At 68.8% G+C, this 17733-nt stretch carries 20 protein-coding genes; 15 read left to right on the top strand and 5 right to left on the bottom strand.

Annotated elements, in window-relative coordinates; genetic code table 11:
- Positions 1–13: 13 nt before the first annotated feature.
- Positions 14–718 (top strand): NYN domain-containing protein, encoded by a 705-nt coding sequence (locus GON01_RS14565; protein WP_157028077.1) that lies wholly within the window; start codon positions 14–16, stop codon positions 716–718.
- 13 nt (positions 719–731) lie between these two features.
- On the opposite strand, the gene GON01_RS14560 is transcribed toward GON01_RS14565, so the two are convergent.
- The 3 genes from GON01_RS14560 to GON01_RS14550 form a co-directional block, all read right to left on the bottom strand.
- Positions 732–1316 (bottom strand): L,D-transpeptidase family protein, encoded by a 585-nt coding sequence (locus GON01_RS14560; RefSeq protein ID WP_157028076.1) that lies wholly within the window; start codon positions 1314–1316, stop codon positions 732–734.
- Positions 1303–2019 carry a PEPxxWA-CTERM sorting domain-containing protein gene (locus GON01_RS14555; RefSeq protein ID WP_232328863.1) on the bottom strand — a complete coding sequence of 239 codons (717 nt, stop codon included), beginning with the start codon at positions 2017–2019 and terminating at the stop codon, positions 1303–1305. The genes GON01_RS14560 and GON01_RS14555 overlap by 14 nt, the downstream gene beginning before the upstream one ends.
- A gap of 203 nt (positions 2020–2222) precedes the next feature.
- Complete coding sequence (locus GON01_RS14550) at positions 2223–2540, bottom strand: UrcA family protein (RefSeq protein WP_157028074.1); 318 nt, start codon at positions 2538–2540, stop codon at positions 2223–2225.
- 87 nt (positions 2541–2627) lie between these two features.
- Between GON01_RS14550 and GON01_RS14545 the strand changes: the two genes are divergently transcribed.
- The 4 genes from GON01_RS14545 (at position 2628) to GON01_RS14530 (ending at position 5562) form a co-directional block, all read left to right on the top strand.
- A complete protein-coding gene (locus GON01_RS14545) occupies positions 2628–3593 on the top strand; it encodes a LysR family transcriptional regulator (RefSeq protein ID WP_232328862.1) in 966 nt (321 codons plus the stop codon).
- 65 nt (positions 3594–3658) lie between these two features.
- Positions 3659–4240: a sigma-70 family RNA polymerase sigma factor gene (locus GON01_RS14540; protein ID WP_157028073.1), complete on the top strand. Its 582-nt coding sequence runs from the start codon at positions 3659–3661 to the stop codon at positions 4238–4240.
- The gene (locus GON01_RS14535; protein ID WP_157028072.1) at positions 4237–4911 is read left to right on the top strand and encodes an anti-sigma factor; all 675 of its coding nucleotides are present in this window, start codon (positions 4237–4239) and stop codon (positions 4909–4911) included. Before GON01_RS14540 ends, GON01_RS14535 begins: the two co-directional genes overlap by 4 nt.
- A 96-nt stretch (positions 4912–5007) precedes the next feature.
- Complete coding sequence (locus tag GON01_RS14530; protein WP_157028071.1) at positions 5008–5562, top strand: fasciclin domain-containing protein; 555 nt, start codon at positions 5008–5010, stop codon at positions 5560–5562.
- Positions 5563–5634: 72 nt separating this feature from the next.
- On the opposite strand, the gene GON01_RS14525 is transcribed toward GON01_RS14530, so the two are convergent.
- Positions 5635–6609, bottom strand: coding sequence for a glycerophosphodiester phosphodiesterase (locus GON01_RS14525; RefSeq protein ID WP_157028070.1), 975 nt, complete (start codon positions 6607–6609; stop codon positions 5635–5637).
- Positions 6610–6681: 72 nt separating this feature from the next.
- Here GON01_RS14525 and GON01_RS14520 point away from each other — a divergent pair, with 72 nt between their 5' ends.
- From GON01_RS14520 to GON01_RS14505, 4 genes are all read left to right on the top strand, one after another.
- On the top strand, positions 6682–7863 hold the full coding sequence (locus GON01_RS14520) for a glycosyltransferase family 4 protein (RefSeq protein WP_157028069.1): 1182 nt from the start codon (positions 6682–6684) through the stop codon (positions 7861–7863).
- 121 nt (positions 7864–7984) lie between these two features.
- Entirely contained in the window at positions 7985–10873 is a 2889-nt protein-coding gene (ileS, locus tag GON01_RS14515) for an isoleucine--tRNA ligase (RefSeq protein WP_157028068.1), read from the top strand.
- 105 nt (positions 10874–10978) lie between these two features.
- Entirely contained in the window at positions 10979–11482 is a 504-nt protein-coding gene (gene lspA, locus GON01_RS14510) for a signal peptidase II (protein WP_157028067.1), read from the top strand.
- A complete protein-coding gene (locus tag GON01_RS14505; protein ID WP_157028066.1) occupies positions 11475–11924 on the top strand; it encodes a DUF3035 domain-containing protein in 450 nt (149 codons plus the stop codon). Before lspA ends, GON01_RS14505 begins: the two co-directional genes overlap by 8 nt.
- A gap of 97 nt (positions 11925–12021) precedes the next feature.
- Here the strand turns inward: GON01_RS14505 and GON01_RS14500 are convergent, their stop codons facing one another.
- Positions 12022–12588, bottom strand: a complete 567-nt coding sequence (locus tag GON01_RS14500) for an HNH endonuclease (protein ID WP_157028065.1) — start codon at positions 12586–12588, stop codon at positions 12022–12024.
- Between the two features lie 96 nt (positions 12589–12684).
- Here GON01_RS14500 and gluQRS point away from each other — a divergent pair, with 96 nt between their 5' ends.
- From gluQRS to GON01_RS14470, 6 genes are all read left to right on the top strand, one after another.
- Positions 12685–13536: a tRNA glutamyl-Q(34) synthetase GluQRS gene (gluQRS, locus tag GON01_RS14495; protein WP_157028064.1), complete on the top strand. Its 852-nt coding sequence runs from the start codon at positions 12685–12687 to the stop codon at positions 13534–13536.
- An 8-nt stretch (positions 13537–13544) separates the two neighbouring features.
- Positions 13545–13772 (top strand): HIG1 domain-containing protein, encoded by a 228-nt coding sequence (locus GON01_RS14490; RefSeq protein ID WP_157028063.1) that lies wholly within the window; start codon positions 13545–13547, stop codon positions 13770–13772.
- A 139-nt stretch (positions 13773–13911) separates the two neighbouring features.
- Entirely contained in the window at positions 13912–14481 is a 570-nt protein-coding gene (locus GON01_RS14485) for a cob(I)yrinic acid a,c-diamide adenosyltransferase (protein WP_157028062.1), read from the top strand.
- Positions 14482–14524: 43 nt separating this feature from the next.
- A complete protein-coding gene (egtB, locus tag GON01_RS14480) occupies positions 14525–15769 on the top strand; it encodes an ergothioneine biosynthesis protein EgtB (protein ID WP_157028061.1) in 1245 nt (414 codons plus the stop codon).
- Positions 15766–16728, top strand: a complete 963-nt coding sequence (egtD, locus tag GON01_RS14475; RefSeq protein WP_309503317.1) for an L-histidine N(alpha)-methyltransferase — start codon at positions 15766–15768, stop codon at positions 16726–16728. The genes egtB and egtD overlap by 4 nt, the downstream gene beginning before the upstream one ends.
- Entirely contained in the window at positions 16725–17699 is a 975-nt protein-coding gene (locus tag GON01_RS14470) for a M15 family metallopeptidase (RefSeq protein ID WP_157028060.1), read from the top strand. The genes egtD and GON01_RS14470 overlap by 4 nt, the downstream gene beginning before the upstream one ends.
- Positions 17700–17733: the final 34 nt, after the last annotated feature.

Raw genomic sequence — 17733 nt, 5'->3', positions numbered from 1 at the left:
CGAAGGCTGTCGCATGACCGCCGCTTCGCCAGCCGCCAACATCGCCCTCCTGATCGACGCCGACAATGCCTCGCCGGACAGCCTGGACGGGGTGCTGACCGTGCTGGCCGAGCTGGGCGCGGTCAATGTGCGGCGGGTGTACGGGAACTGGAACAAGGCGTCGCTGAAGGGCTGGGCCGCGATGACGCATGCCCATGCGCTCGACCCGCAGCAGCAGTTCGACGTCACCAAGGGCAAGAGCGCAACCGACATGCGGATGGTGATCGACGCGATGGACATGCTGCACCGCGGCCACGTCCAGGGCTTCGGCATCATGTCCAGCGACAGCGACTTCATGCCGCTGGCGATGCGGATCCGGCAGGACGGGTTGCCCGTCTATGGCTTCGGCACCGCCAAGACGCCCGAGAGCTTCCGCCAGGCCTGCACCCGGTTCATCGACGTCGGCGCGCTGACCGCAGAGGCGCAGGACGCCGCGCCCGCCGAGAAGCCGGCCGTCGACGCGCAGCTGGTCGAGCTGCTGGGGGACGCGGTGAAAGCGTCGAAGCGCGACGAGCGCGGCTTCGCGAGCCTGTCCGAAGTCGGGCAACGGGCGAGCGCGCGATCGTCGTTCGACGCGCGGACCTATGGCTATGCGCGGCTGTCGGAGCTGATCGAGGCGCTGCCCAATTTTATCGCCGAACGGCGCGACAACGGCATGTTCGTGAAGCGGATTCGCTGAGAGCGTCGCTGGATCAGACGATCACGACCGGATCGCCGACCTTTGCCTGGTCGAACAGCTTGCGCGCGAAGGGCTCGGGCAGGCCGATGCAGCCATGGGTGGCGCGGCCTTCCCGGACGTCGCTGGCATGGATCGAGACGCCGTCGCCCGTCAGCCGCAGCGTGAAGGGCATCTCTGCATCATAAAGGCTGGAGCGGTGGTCGCGGCGCTTCGCCAGGATCGGGTAGCGGCCGGCCGGCGTCGGCTTGTCCGGCGCGCCGTAGAGGATGACGGCAGTGCCGATCTCGTCGCCGCCGCGAAAGACCGAGATCAGCTGCGCCTCGCGGTCGATCCGCACCCAGAGCGGGCCGCCGGCGACGCCGGAATCGTCCCAGACGAACTCCCCGTAACGCATCGGCCCGGAGACGGCGAGCAGGCTGGCGACGGGCAGCGCCGCGCCCTCCAGCGGCAGCGGCTGCCCGGGCGTGGCGACGATGCGCGTGGCGGGGGCGATGAAGCGCGTCGCGGCGGGATCGGCATCCAGCACCGCGACGCCGACGAAGATCAGCGCGGCGGCGGCACCGCGAGAGGTCCAGCGGGCAAGGCTAGTCACGCGCATCGGTGAGGAGGAGCATGCGCCTGTGCACCAGCCGGGGCAAGGCCTGCACCGCCCGCAGCAGCGCGCGGCGGCGGCGCCAGGCGACGCCGATCGCGCCGAAGCCCAGGATCATCAGCATCCAGGTCGACGGCTCCGGCACCGCGGGCGGCGTGGGGACGGTTCCGCCGGGGCCGCCGCCGCCACCGCCGATCGTGAAGCCGCCGCCAACCGTCGTCAGCGGCGGGTTGAAAGTCTCGAAGCAGCACGGCACCCCGCCGGGCGTTTCCGCGAACAGCAGCGGCGGGCCTGCGAAGACCGGCTGGTAAACGGGCGCGAGCGCGGCCGTGTCGAAGGTGAGCGGCACCGCCGGCGGCGGCGGCGCGAGCAGCGCGCGGGGCGCCGGCCGGCGATAGCGGGGCGCGGCCCGCGCGACCGGCCGGACCGCGGCGCGCGGATGCTTGACCTTGACCAGATCGGCGCGCTGGCGAACGCCCGGCGAGCGGGCGCGGATATAGTCGGCCGCGCTCTTCACCGCCGACTGGCCGGACGCGAGCAGCCGGGCGCCGGGGCCGGTTTCCGGAGCGATGGCCAGCAATGCGCAGGCAGCCGCGAATCCCATCGCCTTGGGCGACACGATCGCGGCGCGCGCCAGACGCGCGCGGCCGCGACTGTCGACGACAAGACTGTGCCCGCCTTTCGGCGGTCTCGCGTAACCCACGCGCATGCGACCCGTTCTCCCGAGCGGCCGCCGCGAATACATGGCCCGCAGCTGGTCCCGCCGAATTGAACACGCCGCTAAACGGAAAGTTTCGTTCCGGCAACGGCCGGACGAGATTTGTCCACGATTAACCGTTTACTTGTTCCGGGCGTGCAACATGGCGGGGCGGCCGCAACTGAACGCTGCGCCGCCCCTGCTGGTCGTCCGGATTATTGTTTGGATGCAACCACGACCGCGCGATCGTTGGCGGCGATGCGGACCAGCCGGTCGCGTTCGGACGCCGCGGCGGCGCGGGCATCGTCCCGGCACCGGTCGGCGCGCGCCCGACCCTGGGGATCGGCCGAGGACGGCGTTCCGCAAACCGCGGAGGCCGCGTGGAGGATGCGCAGGTCGAGCGCCCGCACGCCGGCGGGCGTGGCGAGATCGAGCCCGGCGGTGCTGACCGCGACCCGGCCATCAGCCGGCTGGGCGATGGAGGGGCTCGCAAGGCCAAGCAGCGCGAGCGGCAGCAGAATGAGAGTCTTCATGACGGGTCTCCTAAGAGTCGAAAGGGGATCCGTCGGCGCCAACGTGAGAGGATATTTACGCCCGGGCCGGCCGCATTGTTAGCAACGATGTTGCAGACTCATTCTGCAAAAGTGCAGAATGGCGGCATGTTCGACTGGAACGACGCGCGCTATTTCCTGGCGGTGGCCGAGAGCGGCAGCACGCTTTCCGCCGCGCGGGCGCTGCACGTCAGCCAGACCACGGTCGCACGGCGGATCGCGGCGCTGGAGGACGCGCTGGGCCTGACCCTGTTCGACAAGCGTCGCGCCGGATATGTGCTGACGCCGGCCGGCGAAACGCTGCTGGCCGACGCGCGCGCGGTCGAGGCCTCGGCAGCGGCGCTGGCGGAAACGGCGGCATCGCAGAAGCGGGCCGGCGGCGGCACGGTGCGGCTGACAGCGGAGGAATCGTTCATCGTCGGCGTGCTGCCGCCGATGCTGCGCGGCCTGCGCGAGCTCCATCCCGACCTGATCATCGAGCTCGACGCCAGCGAGGAGGTCCGCGACCTTGCCGCCGGCCATGCCGACGTGGCGATCCGCATCAGCAAGAAGCTGGACGCGGCCGGGCTGGTCGGCCGCCGGATCGGCGACGATCTGTGGACGGTCTATTGCAGCCGCGCCTATGCCGATGTGCATTCGGTCCCGCGCAACCGCCGCGAACTGGCCGCGCATCCGCTGATCAGCGGCGGCGGCGGCGCGATCGGCCGCTATTACGGCGCCTGGCTGCGGCAGAACGGGTTGGAGGGATCGATCGCGATGCAGCACGGATCGGTGAGCGGCCTGCTCTCGGCGGTGCGCTCCGGCCTCGGCCTGGCGGCGCTGCCCTGCGCGATCGCGGAGACGGATCCGGAGCTGGTGCGCTGCCTGCCCCCGGCCAGCGCCGAGTCGCGGCAGATCTGGCTGCTTACTCACGAGCGGCTGCGCCACACGCCGCGCGTGCGCATCGTCATGGACTTCCTGGGCGAGCGGCTGCATGCGCATCTGAAGGCGGTCGAGGAGCGGCTGGCGCAGCCTGCGGCCCCGCGCGCCGCCTGATCCGTTGCGCCCGGCGCGGCATCGGCTAGGCTCCCGGACCGCGATTCGCTGAGGATGGGACGCGCATGGAGCTTGTGCGGACGGTAGCGCGCTCGGACGGCGACGCGGCGCGGGAGCGGCTGGTGGCCGCGATTGCCGCCGTCGCGGCCGGCGACCGGCGCGCGTTTCACGAGCTCTACCAGCGCAGCTCGGCGAAACTTTACGGGGTCTGCTGCCGTATCTTGGGCGAGGGGCAGGATGCGGAGGACGCGTTGCAGGAAGCCTATGCCAATGTCTGGCGGCGCGCCGACCGCTTCGATGCGTCGCGCGCGAGCCCGATCACCTGGCTGGCGGCGATCGCCCGCAACGCCGCGATCGACCGGCTGCGCGCGCGGGGCAGCCGCAGCGCCGCCCCGATCGAGGAAGCCTTCGACATCGCCGATGCCGCGCCCTTGGCGGACACGCTGATGGAGCAGGCGAGCGACGCGCGCCGGCTGCACGGCTGCCTGGGCGAGCTGGGCGGCGGCGAGGCGGCGCTGATCCGCACCGCCTTCCTGGAAGGCGCGAGCTATCCCGAGCTGGCCGCACGGGCCGGCGAGCCGCTGGGCACGATCAAGAGCCGCATCCGCCGCGCGCTGATCAAGCTGCGAGAGTGCTTGTGCCGATGACCGACGACGACGATCTGCTGGCCGCGGAGCACGCGCTCGGCCTGGCCGATGCGAGCGCGCGCGAGGCGAGCGATCCCGCGTTCGCCGCTGCGGTCGACGCCTGGCGGGCGCGGCTCGACCCGATGCTGGGGCCGGAGCGCGCGCCGCCGGCCGAGCTGTGGGAACGGATCTCGGCCCGGCTGCCGGCCAACGACACTGCCGACCCGGCCCGGCGCTGGCGCGTCGCCACCTTCGCGGCGAGCGCGGCGGCGGCGGTGCTGCTGCTGGGGCTGCTGGTCGCGCGTCCGGCCGGCGAAGCGCCCGCGCCTGCCCCGCAGGTCGCCGCGACCGCGCCCGCCCGGATGATGGTCGCGGCGCTGACGCCCAAGGAGGGCAAAGGCGCGCTCAGCATCACCTATGACAAGAGCGCAGGCCGGATGGTCATCAACCCTATGGGCATGGACGCGCGCGGCAGGACGCCTGAGCTATGGGTGATTCCGGCCGACGGCAGGCCGCGATCGCTGGGCGTCGTGCCTGAGAAGGCGGCGGCGGCGATGACGGTCAGGCCCGAGCATCGCGCAATGCTGGCCGAGGGCGTGACGCTGGCGCTGTCGCTGGAGCCGGAAGGCGGATCGCCGACCGGCCAGCCGACCGGGCCGGTGGTGATGACCGGGACCATGTCCGCAGTCTGATATTTTGGCCCGGCGACGCATCCGGGCCATCTGTCCCTTCGTAGCTCGGTTCAGCGGCGATCGGGAGGATGCCGCGGATCAGCAAAGGGACAATCGATGAAAGCCACTCTGAAGGCCGCAGCCGCGGCCCTTTCGCTCGCGTTCGTGGCGGCCGGCGCTCATGCCGGCGAAAAGACGGTGATGGTCGGCGGCGCGGCCATGTACCCGTCGAAGACGATCGTCGACAATGCAGTGAACTCGAAGGATCACACGACACTGGTCGCGGCCGTCAAAGCTGCCGGCCTGGTCGATACGCTGCAGGGGCCGGGGCCGTTCACCGTGTTCGCGCCGACCAACGCCGCCTTCGCCAAGCTGCCGGCCGGCACCGTCGACACGCTGGTGATGCCGGAGAACAAGGACACGCTGACCAAGGTGCTGACCTATCACGTCGTGCCGGGCCGGATGACGGCGAAGGACCTTATGGCGAAGATCAAGGCCGGCGGCGGCAAGACCACGCTGACCACCGTCGAAGGCGAGCCGCTGACCGTCTGGATGAAAGGGGGCACGCTGGTGCTGACCGATGCCAAGGGCGGCAACAGCGACGTGACCATCAAGGATGTGATGCAATCGAACGGCGTGATCCATGTGGTGGATACGGTGCTGATGCCGTGAGCGGTTTCGTCATCCCGGGCTTGACCCGGGACCCACCTTCTTCGCTCACGGCACAAGAAGGTGGGCCCCGGCTCAAGGCCGGGGTGACGATTCAAACACCGTCACCGCCTCCCCCGGAAAATCCGTGAACAGCCCGTCCACCCCCGCCGCCGCGAACATCCGCAGCTCGTCCGCCGCGCGGCCATGTTCTCGCGGATCGGCACCTTCGCGCAGCTCGGCGGGGAGGAACAGGTTTTCGGAGCGGAAGGTCCAGGGGATGACCTTCAGGCCGGCGGCGTGGGCGTCGTCGACCAGCCGCGTGGGCGGCAGCGAGCGGCCATCGGCGTCGCGGGGCACGATCAGCGCCTTGGCGGGGCCGATCGCATCGGCATAGCCGGCGATCGCCTTCAGCCCCGCGGGCGTGGCCATTGCGGCATAGCTTTCGGCGCTGCCGTCGGCGGGCGCGCCCTTTTCTTCCAGTAGCTGGACTAGTTTCAGGTCGCTCGCGGCGCGGAGCGCCTTCAGGTTGGCGACCTCGAAACTCTCGATCCAGACCGGATCGGTGCGGCGGGTCCAGCCGTGTCGGGCAAAGAGCGCCACCAGCTTCTCCTCGAGGGCCAAGCCGATCGAGGCGAAATAGCTCGAATGCTTGATCTCGGCGACGACGCCGCGGCCGCGCTCCCGCGCATAGCCGATCAGCGCGTCCAGCGTGACGATCGGCTCGTCCTTCCACGCGGTATTTGCCGGGCGCAGCTGCAGCAGCCGCTCGCGGGCGCGCAGGGTGCTCAGCTCGGCCAGCGTGAAGTCCTCGGTAAACCAGCCGGTCAGCGTCTGGCCGTCGATCGTCCTGGTCGTTCGGCGGTGGGCGAATTCGGGATGATCGGCGACGTCGGTCGTGCCGGAAATCTCGTTCTCGTGCCGGGCGACGAGATGGCCGTCCTTTGTCGGCACCACATCGGGCTCGACGAAGTCCGCGCCCTGGTCGAAAGCGAGCGCATAGGCGGCGAGCGTGTGCTCCGGCCGCTCGCCTGAAGCGCCGCGATGGCCGATGATGAAGGGCTTTCCCATTGCTTCCCCCTTCTCGCCATTGTGGAGATCGCGGAGTTGAGAACCCCGCACCACGCGACTAACAGCACGCCGATGCAAGCCAGCGACCTTCGCATCGCCATGTTCAGCGGCAACTATAATTATGTCCGCGACGGCGCCAACCAGGCATTGAACCGGCTGGTCGATTACCTGCTGCGCCAAGGCTCGCAGGTGCGCATCTATTCGCCCACCACCGACACGCCGGCGTTCGAGCCGAAGGGCGAGCTGGTCTCCGCGCCCAGCTTCGCCTTTCCGGGGCGGCCGGAATATCGCTTCTCGACCGGGCTGCCGGCGCGGCTGCGCCAGGACCTTGCGGACTTCCGGCCGAACCTGTTCCATGTCGCCGCGCCCGACGTGCTGGGGCACCGCGCGCTGGCCTTCGCGCGGCGCCGCGACCTGCCCGTGGTCGCGTCGGTGCACACCCGGTTCGAGACCTATCCGCGCTATTACGGGCTCGCTTTCCTGGAGCCGGTGATCGAGGGCATCCTGCGCCGCTTCTACCGCCGCTGCGACGCGATCGTGGCGCCATCCAATTCGATGGCGCAGCTGCTGCGCGAGCAGCGGATGAGCTATGACGTCGGCATCTGGACGCGTGGCGTGGACCGGGAGATCTTCCATCCCGGCCGGCGCGACCTAAGCTGGCGGCGCGGGCTCGGCATCGGCGACGGTGAGGTGGCGATCGGCTTCCTCGGCCGGCTGGTGATGGAAAAGGGTCTCGACGTGTTTTCGGACACGATCGACGCGCTGGCGCGGCGCGGCGTGAAGCACCGCGTGCTGGTCGTCGGCGACGGGCCGGCGCGCGACTGGTTCGAGCGGCGGCTGCCCGACGCGCTATTCGTGGGACTGCAGAGCGGCGCGGACCTGGGCCGCGCCGTCGCCAGCATGGACGTGCTGTTCAACCCCTCCGTCACCGAGACGTTCGGCAATGTGACGCTGGAGGCGATGGCCTGCGCGGTGCCCGTTGTGGCGGCGATCGCGACCGGCAGCGAGAGCCTGGTGCGCGATGGCGTCACCGGCCGGCTGGTGCGGCCGGGCTGGATCGAGGGCTTTGCCGACGCGCTGCAGGTCTATGCGACCGACGCCGGTGCCCGGCGCGCGGCGGGCGAGGCGGGCGAGAAGGCGGCGGAGCGCTTCGGCTGGGACCAGGTCAACCAGGCGTTGGTCGACACATACCTGCGCGTCCTCCGCCAACGTGCCGCCGGCGGCACCATTCCGCGCATGGGGCCGGTGCCTTGACCCAGTCGCCATCCCGGGCTTGACCCAGGACCCACCTTTCTATGCCGCACCAAAAGAAGGTAGGCCCCGGCTCAAGGCCGGGGTGACGATGGAGAAAACTTCGGCTAATCGCGCCGCACTTATGGCCGATACTCCTCCCGACTACCGCGACACCGTGTTCCTGCCGAAAACCGACTTTCCGATGAAAGCGGGCCTTGCGCAGAAGGAGCCGGCCATTCTGGCGCGGTGGCAGGCGATGGGACTCTACCAGCGGCTGCGCGAAAAGCGCGCGGGCCGCGAGCGGTTCATCCTGCACGACGGCCCGCCCTACGCCAATGGCGACATCCATATGGGCCATGCGATGAACAAGGTGCTGAAGGACATCATCGTCCGCAGCCAGTCGCTGCTGGGCAAGGACGCGCCCTATATCCCGGGCTGGGACTGCCACGGCCTGCCGATCGAATGGAAGATCGAGGAGGAATACAGGAAGAAGAAGCTCAACAAGGACGACGTGCCGCCGGCCGAGTTCCGCGCCGAGTGCCGCGCCTATGCCGCCAAATGGGTCGGCATCCAGAGCGAGCAATTCCAGCGCCTGGGCGTGATGGGCGACTGGGACGACCCGTACCTGACGATGAAGTTCGACAGCGAGGCCGCGATCGTCGGCGAGCTGCTGAAATTCGCCGAGACGGGCCAGCTCTACCGCGGCGCCAAGCCGGTGATGTGGAGCCCGGTCGAGAAGACCGCGCTGGCCGAAGCCGAAGTCGAATATGAGGACATCACGTCCACGCAGATCGACGTGGCGTTCGAGATCGTCGAATGGCCTTTCGAAGAACTCGAAGGAGCATACGCCGTCGTTTGGACGACGACCCCCTGGACGATTCCAGTCAACCAGGCGATCGCCTACGCGCCAAACGTCAAATATCAGGTGACAATCGCACCCGATGGCAAACGTTATGTCGTCGCCAAGGATTTGATTGCGAGCTTTTTCGCCCGCAACGGCTGGACATACGACGATCAAGTCTACAGCGACGACGAGCCCGAGTTTGAAGGTCACATGCTGGAAGGCGCGGTAGCTCGACACCCGATGCACCATCTGGGCGGGTTCTTCGCCAAGCCGCGCCCCTTCCTCTCCGGCGACTTCGTCACCACCGACCAGGGCACGGGTCTCGTGCACATGGCGCCCGATCATGGCGAGGACGATTTCGAGCTGTGCAAGCGCCACGGGCTGGAGCCGGTGTTCGCGGTCGAAGGCGACGGCAGGTATCGGGCGGACTGGGCCTGGCTGGGCGGCCAGGGATCGGTGATCAATCCCAAGTTCAACGCGCCGGACGGGCCGATCTGCTCCGACCTGCGCGAGGCCGGCGCGCTGCTGGCTGCGAGCGCGGACTACAAGCACAGCTATCCGCACAGCTGGCGGTCCAAGGCCAAGGTGATCTTCCGCGCGACCCCGCAATGGTTCATCGGGATGGACCGGCCGCTTCCCCCCTCCCGCTTGCGGGAGGGGCCGGGGGAGGGAACATCCGGCTCCGCGGCGTTTGAGGCAGGCCCTCCCCTTACCCCTCCCGCAAGCGGGAGGGGAAATGATCCCACCCTTCGCGAACTCGCGCTCGACTCGATCGAGCGCACCCGCTGGGTCCCCGAAAAATCGCGCAACCGGATCGCGGCGATGGTCGAGGGGCGGCCGGATTGGGTGATCAGCCGCCAGCGCGCCTGGGGGGTGCCGATCGCGCTGTATGTGAACCGGCGGACCGGCGAATATCTGCGCGATCCGGCGGTCAATCACCGGATCATCGAGGCGTTTCGCGCCGGCGGGGCGGATGCGTGGTTCCTGGCGGACCACCAGACGCTGCTGGGCCCCGATTACGACGCCGCCGAGTACGAGCCGGTCGGCGACATTCTCGACGTGTGGTTCGACAGCGGCTCCACGCACGTGTTCGTGATCGAGGCGCGCTACGGCATGGACGCGCGCGCGGACCTGTATGTCGAAGGCTCCGACCAGCATCGCGGCTGGTTCCAGTCGTCGCTGTTGGAGTCGTGCGGCACGCGCGGGCGGGCGCCTTATGCGGCGGTGCTGACCCATGGCTTCGCGCTCGACGGCCAGGGTCGCAAGATGTCCAAGTCGCTGGGCAACGTCGTCGATCCGCTGAAGGTGATGAGCGAAAGCGGCGCCGATATCCTGCGCATGTGGGTGGCCTCGACCGACTATTTCGAGGACGTCAAGATCGGCAAGGAAGTGCTGGCGGGCGCCTCCGACGCGTACCGGAAGCTCCGCAACACCTTCCGCTATCTGCTGGGCGCGCTCGATGGGTTTACGGACGCCGAGCGGACGAGCGAGTTCCCCGAGCTGGAGCGCTATATCCTGCACCGGCTGGCCGAGCTCGACCGCGAGTTGAAGGATGCGGTCAATGGGTTCGAGTTCAACCGCTATGTGCGGCGCCTGAGCGAATTCGCGAACGAGGACCTGTCCGCCTTCTTCTTCGATATCCGCAAGGATTGCCTCTATTGCGACGCGCCGTCGTCGCCGAAGCGGCGGGCCTACCGGACGGTGCTGGATGTGCTGTTCAACGCGCTGGTGCGCTGGATGGCGCCGATCATCCCGTTCACGGCCGAGGAGGTTTGGCAGACTCGTTGGCCCGGCGAGAGTGACTCCGTGCATTTCTCGGACTGGCCTGAGGTGGATGCGAAGTGGCTGAACCCGACACTGGGCGCGAAGTGGGATGCGCTCCGCGGCCTTCGCGGGCAGGTCACCGAAGCGATCGAGCCGCTGCGGCGTGAGAAGGTGATCGGATCGAGCCTCGAGGCTGTTGTCGCGATTCGTCCTGAGCTTTCAGCGGCAACACTGCTCTCGGAAAGCGAGCTCGCGGAAATGCTGATCGTCTCGCATGCCAACATAGTGCCAGAGTTGATGGGCGCGGAGCTGGAAGTGGTCCGGACTGACTTCTCGAAATGCGGCCGCTGCTGGCGGCATTTGCCGGAAGTGCCGGAGGATGGAGCGCTGTGCGCGCGGTGTTCGGAGGTGGTGAGTGGATAGTCTCCCCTCCCGCTTGCGGAAGGGGCCGGGGGAGGGCCCTTCCGCCACGCGCCTTTCGGGTGAGGCTTGCCCTCCCCTAACCCCTCCCGCGAGCGGGAGGGGAATATGACCGCTACCCGCCGCCTTGGGCTGCTGATCGCGCTCGCGATCTTCATCCTCGACCAGCTGGTCAAATGGATCATGACCGGGCCGCTCGACCTGCTGACGGTCGGCACGATCGAGCTGCTGCCGATCTTCCGCTTCCACTTCGTGCCGAATTACGGCGTGTCGATGGGCTTCCTGACCGCCGGTTCCGAGACGATGCGCTGGGCGCTGGTCGCGCTGACCGCGGCGATCGGCACCGGCGTGCTGGTCTGGCTGTGGCGTGAGCGGAACCGGTTCGACGTCGCCGCGCTGGGGCTGGTGCTGGGCGGGGCCGCCGGCAATATCCTCGACCGGGTGCGGTTCGGCTATGTCGTCGACTTCCTCGACCTGCATTTCGGCGACTTCCGCCCGTTTTTGGTCTTCAATGTCGCCGACGCCGCGATTACCATCGGTGTCCTGATCCTGCTCGGGCGCGCGCTGCTCGCGCGCCAGGCAAACGAACCCGCGGAGAATGTGAATGCGTAACGTGATTGTGCTGGCAGCCGCCGGGCTGACGCTCGCGGGTTGCGGCGGCGGCGGACTGAACCGCGCGCGGCCGGACGAGTTCGCGGTCGCGCGCCGCGCGCCCTTGGTGGTGCCGCCCGACTTCGCGCTGGCGCCGCCGACCCCGGGCGCGCCGCGTCCGCAGGAAGCCGACAGCTCCACCCAGGCGCTGGAAGCGATGTTCGGCGGCCCCGCCCCACGCAGCGCGCCGGAGCAGGCGGCGCTTGGCAATGCCGGCGCCGCCCGCGCCGTGCCCGGCATTCGCTCCGAAGTCGGCTCGCCCGAGACGACGGCGGTCGACAAGGGCGCCGTCACCCGCGACATCATCGCCGCGCCCGAGGGCGATGGCCAGGACGCGCGGGCAGCGACCACGGCAGTGACGCCGGCTCCAGCGCCCTCGCCCTCTCCGACACCGCAGAACTAACGCATCGTCACCCCGGGCTTGACCCGGGGCCTACCTGCCTTTGGTGCGAAGGAAGAAGGTGGGTCCCGGGTCAAGCCCGGGATGACGATATTGGGCGTTACGCCTGCAGCTCGACGTCCCAGTAGAGCCAGTCGCGCCAGGTTTCGTGCAGATAGTTCGGCGGGAAGGCGCGGCCATGATCCTGGAGCTGCCAGCTGGTCGGGCGATAGGGCTGCTCGTGCAGCGACATATGTGCTTCGGCGGGGGTGCGGCCGCCCTTTTTCAGGTTGCACGGCGCGCAGGCGGTCGAGACGTTTTCCCAGGTGGTGCGCCCGCCATAGGCGCGGGGGACGACATGATCGAAGGTGAGATCGCGCCCGGTGCCGCAATATTGGCAGGTGAAGCGATCGCGCAGGAACAGGTTGAATCGGGTGAAGGCGGGATATTGCGAAGGCCGCACATATTGCTTGAGCGCGATGACGGACGGCAGCTTCATCGCGCTGGTGGGACTTCGGACTTCCCGTTCATAGGATTCGATGATGTCGACCCGGTCCAGGAACACGGCCTTGATCGCGGTCTGCCAGGGCCAGAGGCTCAGCGGATAGTAGCTGAGCGGCGTATAGTCGGCGTTCAGCACCAGGGCCGGGCAGCTGTCCGGATGCCGGATCAGATCGGGATGGTACAAACGCCTCTCCCCTTTCCCTCGCCCGGGGCTTGTGCCGCGAGCGAATGACGAGGAAATGACATTGCGCCCGACTCCCCGTCAACCCGATCCACGATTTTGTCCCTAGCCTTATCCACAACACGATTTGCTCCGAGCCCGACCGGACGGCTGCACCTGGGCCATGCGATGAGCGCGGTCCTGTCCCACGACTTCGCGCGAGCGCGGGGCGGGCGGTTCCTGCTGCGCATCGAGGACATAGATTCGGGCCGTGCGCGCGAGGAGCATATCGCCGGGATCGAAGAGGATCTGTGCTGGCTCGGGCTGCTTTGGGACGGGCCGGCAGTGCGGCAATCGCGGCGGCTGGCGCTGTATAGCGAGGCGCTCGAGCGGCTGAAGCAGCGCGGGCTGATCTATCCCTGCTTCTGCACCCGCGCCGACATCGCCCGCAGCGCGACCGCGCCGCACGGGCCGGAGGGGCCGCTCTATCCCGGCACCTGCCGCGGGCTGGCCGCTCCCGATCTCGACCGGCCGCATGCCTGGCGGCTCGACATGGTGAAAGCGATGGCGCTGGCCGGGCCGCTCGAATGGTATGACGAGCAGGCCGGCATTGTCACGGCGCGGCCGGACCTGCTGGGCGACGTGGTATTGGCGCGCAAGGACGCGCCGGTCAGCTATCACCTGGCGGTGACCGTCGACGACGCTGCGCAAGGCGTGACGGACGTGATCCGCGGTCGGGACCTGTTCGCAGCTACCCACGTCCACCGGCTGCTGCAGGACCTGCTGACCCTGCCGACGCCCGATTATCACCACCACGCGCTGCTGATCGGGACGGACGGCGAGCGGCTCGCCAAGCGCCACGGAGCGATGGCGCTGGCCGACCTTCGCGCCCAAGGCGTCGATCCGAAAGAGATCGTCGCGGCCCTCCACGAAGGTCGCGCACCGCTTGGATTCCGACTTTCAGGCGACTAGATGGGGGCATGACCACCTTCCTTTGGATCCTGATGATCGCCGCCGCGATCGCCGCGCTGGTGATGCTGATCCGCGGCGTCGTCACGTTCCTAAAGACGACCGAGGCGGATCTGAAATCGGGCGGCGCCGGCCCCAGCGCGTCGGGACTGAAGCAGAACCGGATGATGATGGGCCGCATCTTCTTCCAGGCGCTGGCGGTGTTCATCGCCGCGCTGCTGATGCTGCTGATGCGCTGATCCTTCGATACGCTGTCTCGATACGCCCGCAAGCGCGCTACTCGACAGCTACTCAGGATGAACGGTTTACTTTTTCTGACGCTCGTCCTGAGTAGGACCGAGTAGCGCCCCAGGCGCGTATCGAGGGCCGTATCGAAGGATGGTCAAGCTCAACAAGATCTACACGCGCAAGGGCGACGGCGGGACGACCGGGCTGGTCGACGGATCGCGCGTGTCCAAGGCCGATGCGCGGATGGCGCTGATCGGAGATGTCGACGAGGCGAACAGCGCGCTGGGGGTGGCGGTTGCGGCATTGGACGGCGATCCGCTGGCGCGCGACCTGGCGCGCATCCAGAACGACCTGTTCGACCTGGGCGCCGATGTCGCGACTCCGGGCGAGGATTTCGCGCCGTCCGAGATGACGCTCCGCATCGTGCAAGCGCAGGTCGAACGGCTGGAGCGCGAGATCGACGCGATGAACGAAGGGCTGGCGCCGCTCCGCTCCTTCATCCTGCCGGGCGGGACGCCGGCGGTCGCGGCGCTGCACCTGGCGCGCTCGGTCGTGCGGCGGGCCGAACGGACGGCCGTCCGCGCGGCGGGCGAGATCGCACTCAACCCGGCCGCGCTCGCCTATCTGAACCGGCTGTCCGACCATCTGTTCGTGGCGGCACGGCTGGTCGCGAGCCGGTCCGGCGGCGACGTGCTGTGGGTGCCGGGCGCCTCGCGCTGATCGCGTAACGACAAAGTCGCGAACTGCGCCTATGATGGCACGGATGACGCCTGTTGCGCATCTGGGGAAAACCGACCCGCTGGCCGCGCTGTTCGCGCGCGTGCGGGGGCTGAGCCTGGACCTGGCGGCGCCGCTGTCCGACGCCGACGCCACCGTGCAGTCGATGGACGACGCCTCGCCCGCCAAATGGCATCTGGCGCATACGAGCTGGTTCTTCGAGACGTTCGTGCTGCGCGAGCTGGCGGGATACGAGCCGTTCGATCCGGCCTACGCGTACCTGTTCAACAGCTATTACGAGGCGGAAGGGCCGCGCCATGCCCGGCCGCGGCGGGGCATGCTGACGCGGCCGAGCCTGGACGAAGTGCGGGCGTATCGCGCGCATGTCGATGCGGCGCTTGCCGGCGCGCTGCCGGGGCTGGACGCGGAGGCGCGGGCGCTGGTCGAGCTCGGCTGCCACCACGAGCAGCAGCACCAGGAATTGCTGCTGACCGACATCCTTCACCTGTTCGCGCAGAATCCGCTGAGGCCGGCGATGTGGCCCGCAGAGCCTGCGCGGCCGCTCGCGCTCGTTCCAAGCGGGCCAGGGTGGACCGAATACGAGAGCGGTGCGGTCGAGATCGGCCATGCCGGGCCGGGCTTCGCCTTCGATTGCGAGGGACCGCGTCATTCGGTGCTGCTCCAACCCTACGCGCTGGCGGACCGGCCGGTGACCAACGGCGACTGGATCGCATTCATCCAGAACGGCGGCTATCGCGAGCCGCGCTGGTGGCTGTCCGACGGCTGGACCTGGGTCCAGCGCGAGGGCATCGAAGCGCCGCTCTATTGGGAGCGCGACGGGGCAGGCTGGACCAGCTTCGGCCTTGACGGGCAGCGGCCGGTCGATCCGGCCGCGCCGGTCACGCATGTCAGCTTTTACGAGGCGGACGCCTATGCCGCGTGGGCCGGGATGCGGCTGCCGACTGAAGCGGAATGGGAGCATGCCGCAGCGGGGCTCGATCCCGATGAGGGACAGTTCCTCGACGCTGCCGGGCCGGTGCGGCCGCAGGGCCACGGCCTATTCGGCGGCGTCTGGGAATGGACCGGCAGCGCCTATCGCCCCTATCCGGGCTTTCGGGCGGCCGAAGGCGCGGTCGGCGAGTATAATGGCAAGTTCATGAGCGGGCAGTTCGTGCTGAAAGGCGGCAGCTGCGCGACGCCGCGCAGGCATGTGCGGGCGAGCTATCGCAATTTCTTCTACCCGCACCAGCGCTGGCAATTCACCGGCGTGCGCCTGGCGCGGGACCTGTGAACCTGCTTGCCCCCAGCCGGGTCGACCCCGCATTCCGCGCCGATGTGCTGGCGGGGTTCCGCATGGCCAGGCGGGCGATCCCTGCGCGCTGGTTCTATGATCGCGCGGGCTCCGAGTTGTTCGAGCGGATCACCCGGCTGCCCGACTATTATCCGACGCGAGTGGAGACCGCGCTGCTGGAGCGGATCGCGCCCGAAGTCGCCGCGATGGTGGGACCGGGGCGCGCCGTGGTCGAGTTCGGTTCGGGATCGTCGATCAAGACGCCGCATTTGCTGGAGGCGATCGCCCCCGCCGCCTATGTTCCGATCGACATTTCCGGCGAATTCCTGCGCGAAAGCGCCGCCGCGCTCGCCTCCGATTTTCCGAAGCTGTCGATCCTGCCGGTCGAAGCCGACTTCATGCACCCGATCGCGCCGCCGGCAGAGATCGCGAGCCTGCCGAAGCTCGGCTTCTTCCCCGGCTCCACGATCGGCAACATGGTGGCGCGGACCGCGGTCAACCTGCTGCGCGCGATGGTGGAGACGCTGGGCGTCGGATCGATGCTGCTGATCGGCATGGACCGGATCAAGGACGTGGACGTGCTGACCCGCGCCTATGACGATGCGCAGGGCGTGACGGCGGCGTTCAACCTGAACCTGCTCCACCGCATCAATCGCGAGCTGGACGCCGACATTCCCGTCGACGCCTTCCGCCACCGGGCGATCTGGAACGACCGATATGCGCGGGTCGAAATGCACCTGGACGCGGTGCGCGACATGGCGTTCACGATAGAAGGCGAGCGCTTCACCATGGCCGCGGGCGAGACGATCCACACCGAGAACAGCCATAAATACGGCCCCCGCGACGCGCGCCTCCTGCTCCGCGCCGGGGCCTGGACGCCGATCACGGAGTGGACCGACCCCGACGACAATTTCGCGCTGATCCTTGCCGAAGCCCAGCCCCCGGGAACGGCGCCATGATGACCCTGCTGCGCGCGTGGGCGATTGCGCTTCTGATGATGGGAGCGGCCGTAAGCGCCAGGCCGCCCGCGCATGGCCCCGATCTCTCGCTTGTCGGCAGCTACGGCGCGGCCGAGGGAGATGCGACGATCTTCGAGCGCGACGGCGGGCTGTTCCTGGCCCGCAAGGACCTCGCGGACGAACCGCTCAAGCCGCTCGGCTCCGGGCGCTATCGGGCCGGATCGGCCGTGGCTGTCGTTACCGCCAACGGCCTGACCTTCGACGGCCGTACCCTCGTGCGCCGCGATTACGGGGCGGAGACCGAGGCGTCGATCCGCGCCACCGTTCGCCGCGATGGCGCCGCGCTTCGCCAGGCGGCGCTCGCGGCCACGCCGCCGGCCGAGCCCCCGGCGCAACGCGCAAGCGACCTGGTCTCGCTCGCCGGTCTGGTGCCGCACGTGCGGATCGACACGCGCTACGCGAGCACGAACAACTTCACCGGCCAGCCCATTTACGAGCGCGCCGGCGCCTATCTCCAGCGGCCCGCCGCGCAAGCGCTGGCGCGGGTCGCGAAAGAGCTTGCCCAGAAGGGCTATGGCCTGATCGTGTATGACGGCTATCGCCCCTGGTTCGCGACCAAGCTGTTCTGGGACATCGTGCCCGCGGACAAGCATGTCTTTGTCGCCGATCCGGCCAAGGGCTCGCGCCACAATCGCGGCTGTGCGGTCGATCTTGGCCTCTACGACCTGAAGACCGGCGCCGTCTCGCCGATGCCGAGCCGCTATGACGAAATGTCCGCGCGCGCTCATGCCGATTATGCGGGCGGCACCGATGCGGAGCGGGCGAACCGCGCCCTGCTCCGCGCCGCGATGGAGCGCCAGGGCTTTGCCGTGTACGACAGCGAATGGTGGCATTTCGACTATCGCGACTGGGCGGATTACCCGATCGGCACCGCCAGCTTCACGCAGATCGAGGCGGGCCGGCAGCGCTGACATGGCGGTTGCGGCGGCGCGAGCGCGGCGGCAA

Origin of the sequence: Sphingomonas horti, from assembly GCF_009753715.1 — a bacterium.
In the GTDB taxonomy this organism is placed as follows: Bacteria; Pseudomonadota; Alphaproteobacteria; order Sphingomonadales; family Sphingomonadaceae; genus Sphingomonas_B; species Sphingomonas_B horti.
This window is presented reverse-complemented; position numbering and strand designations above follow the sequence as displayed.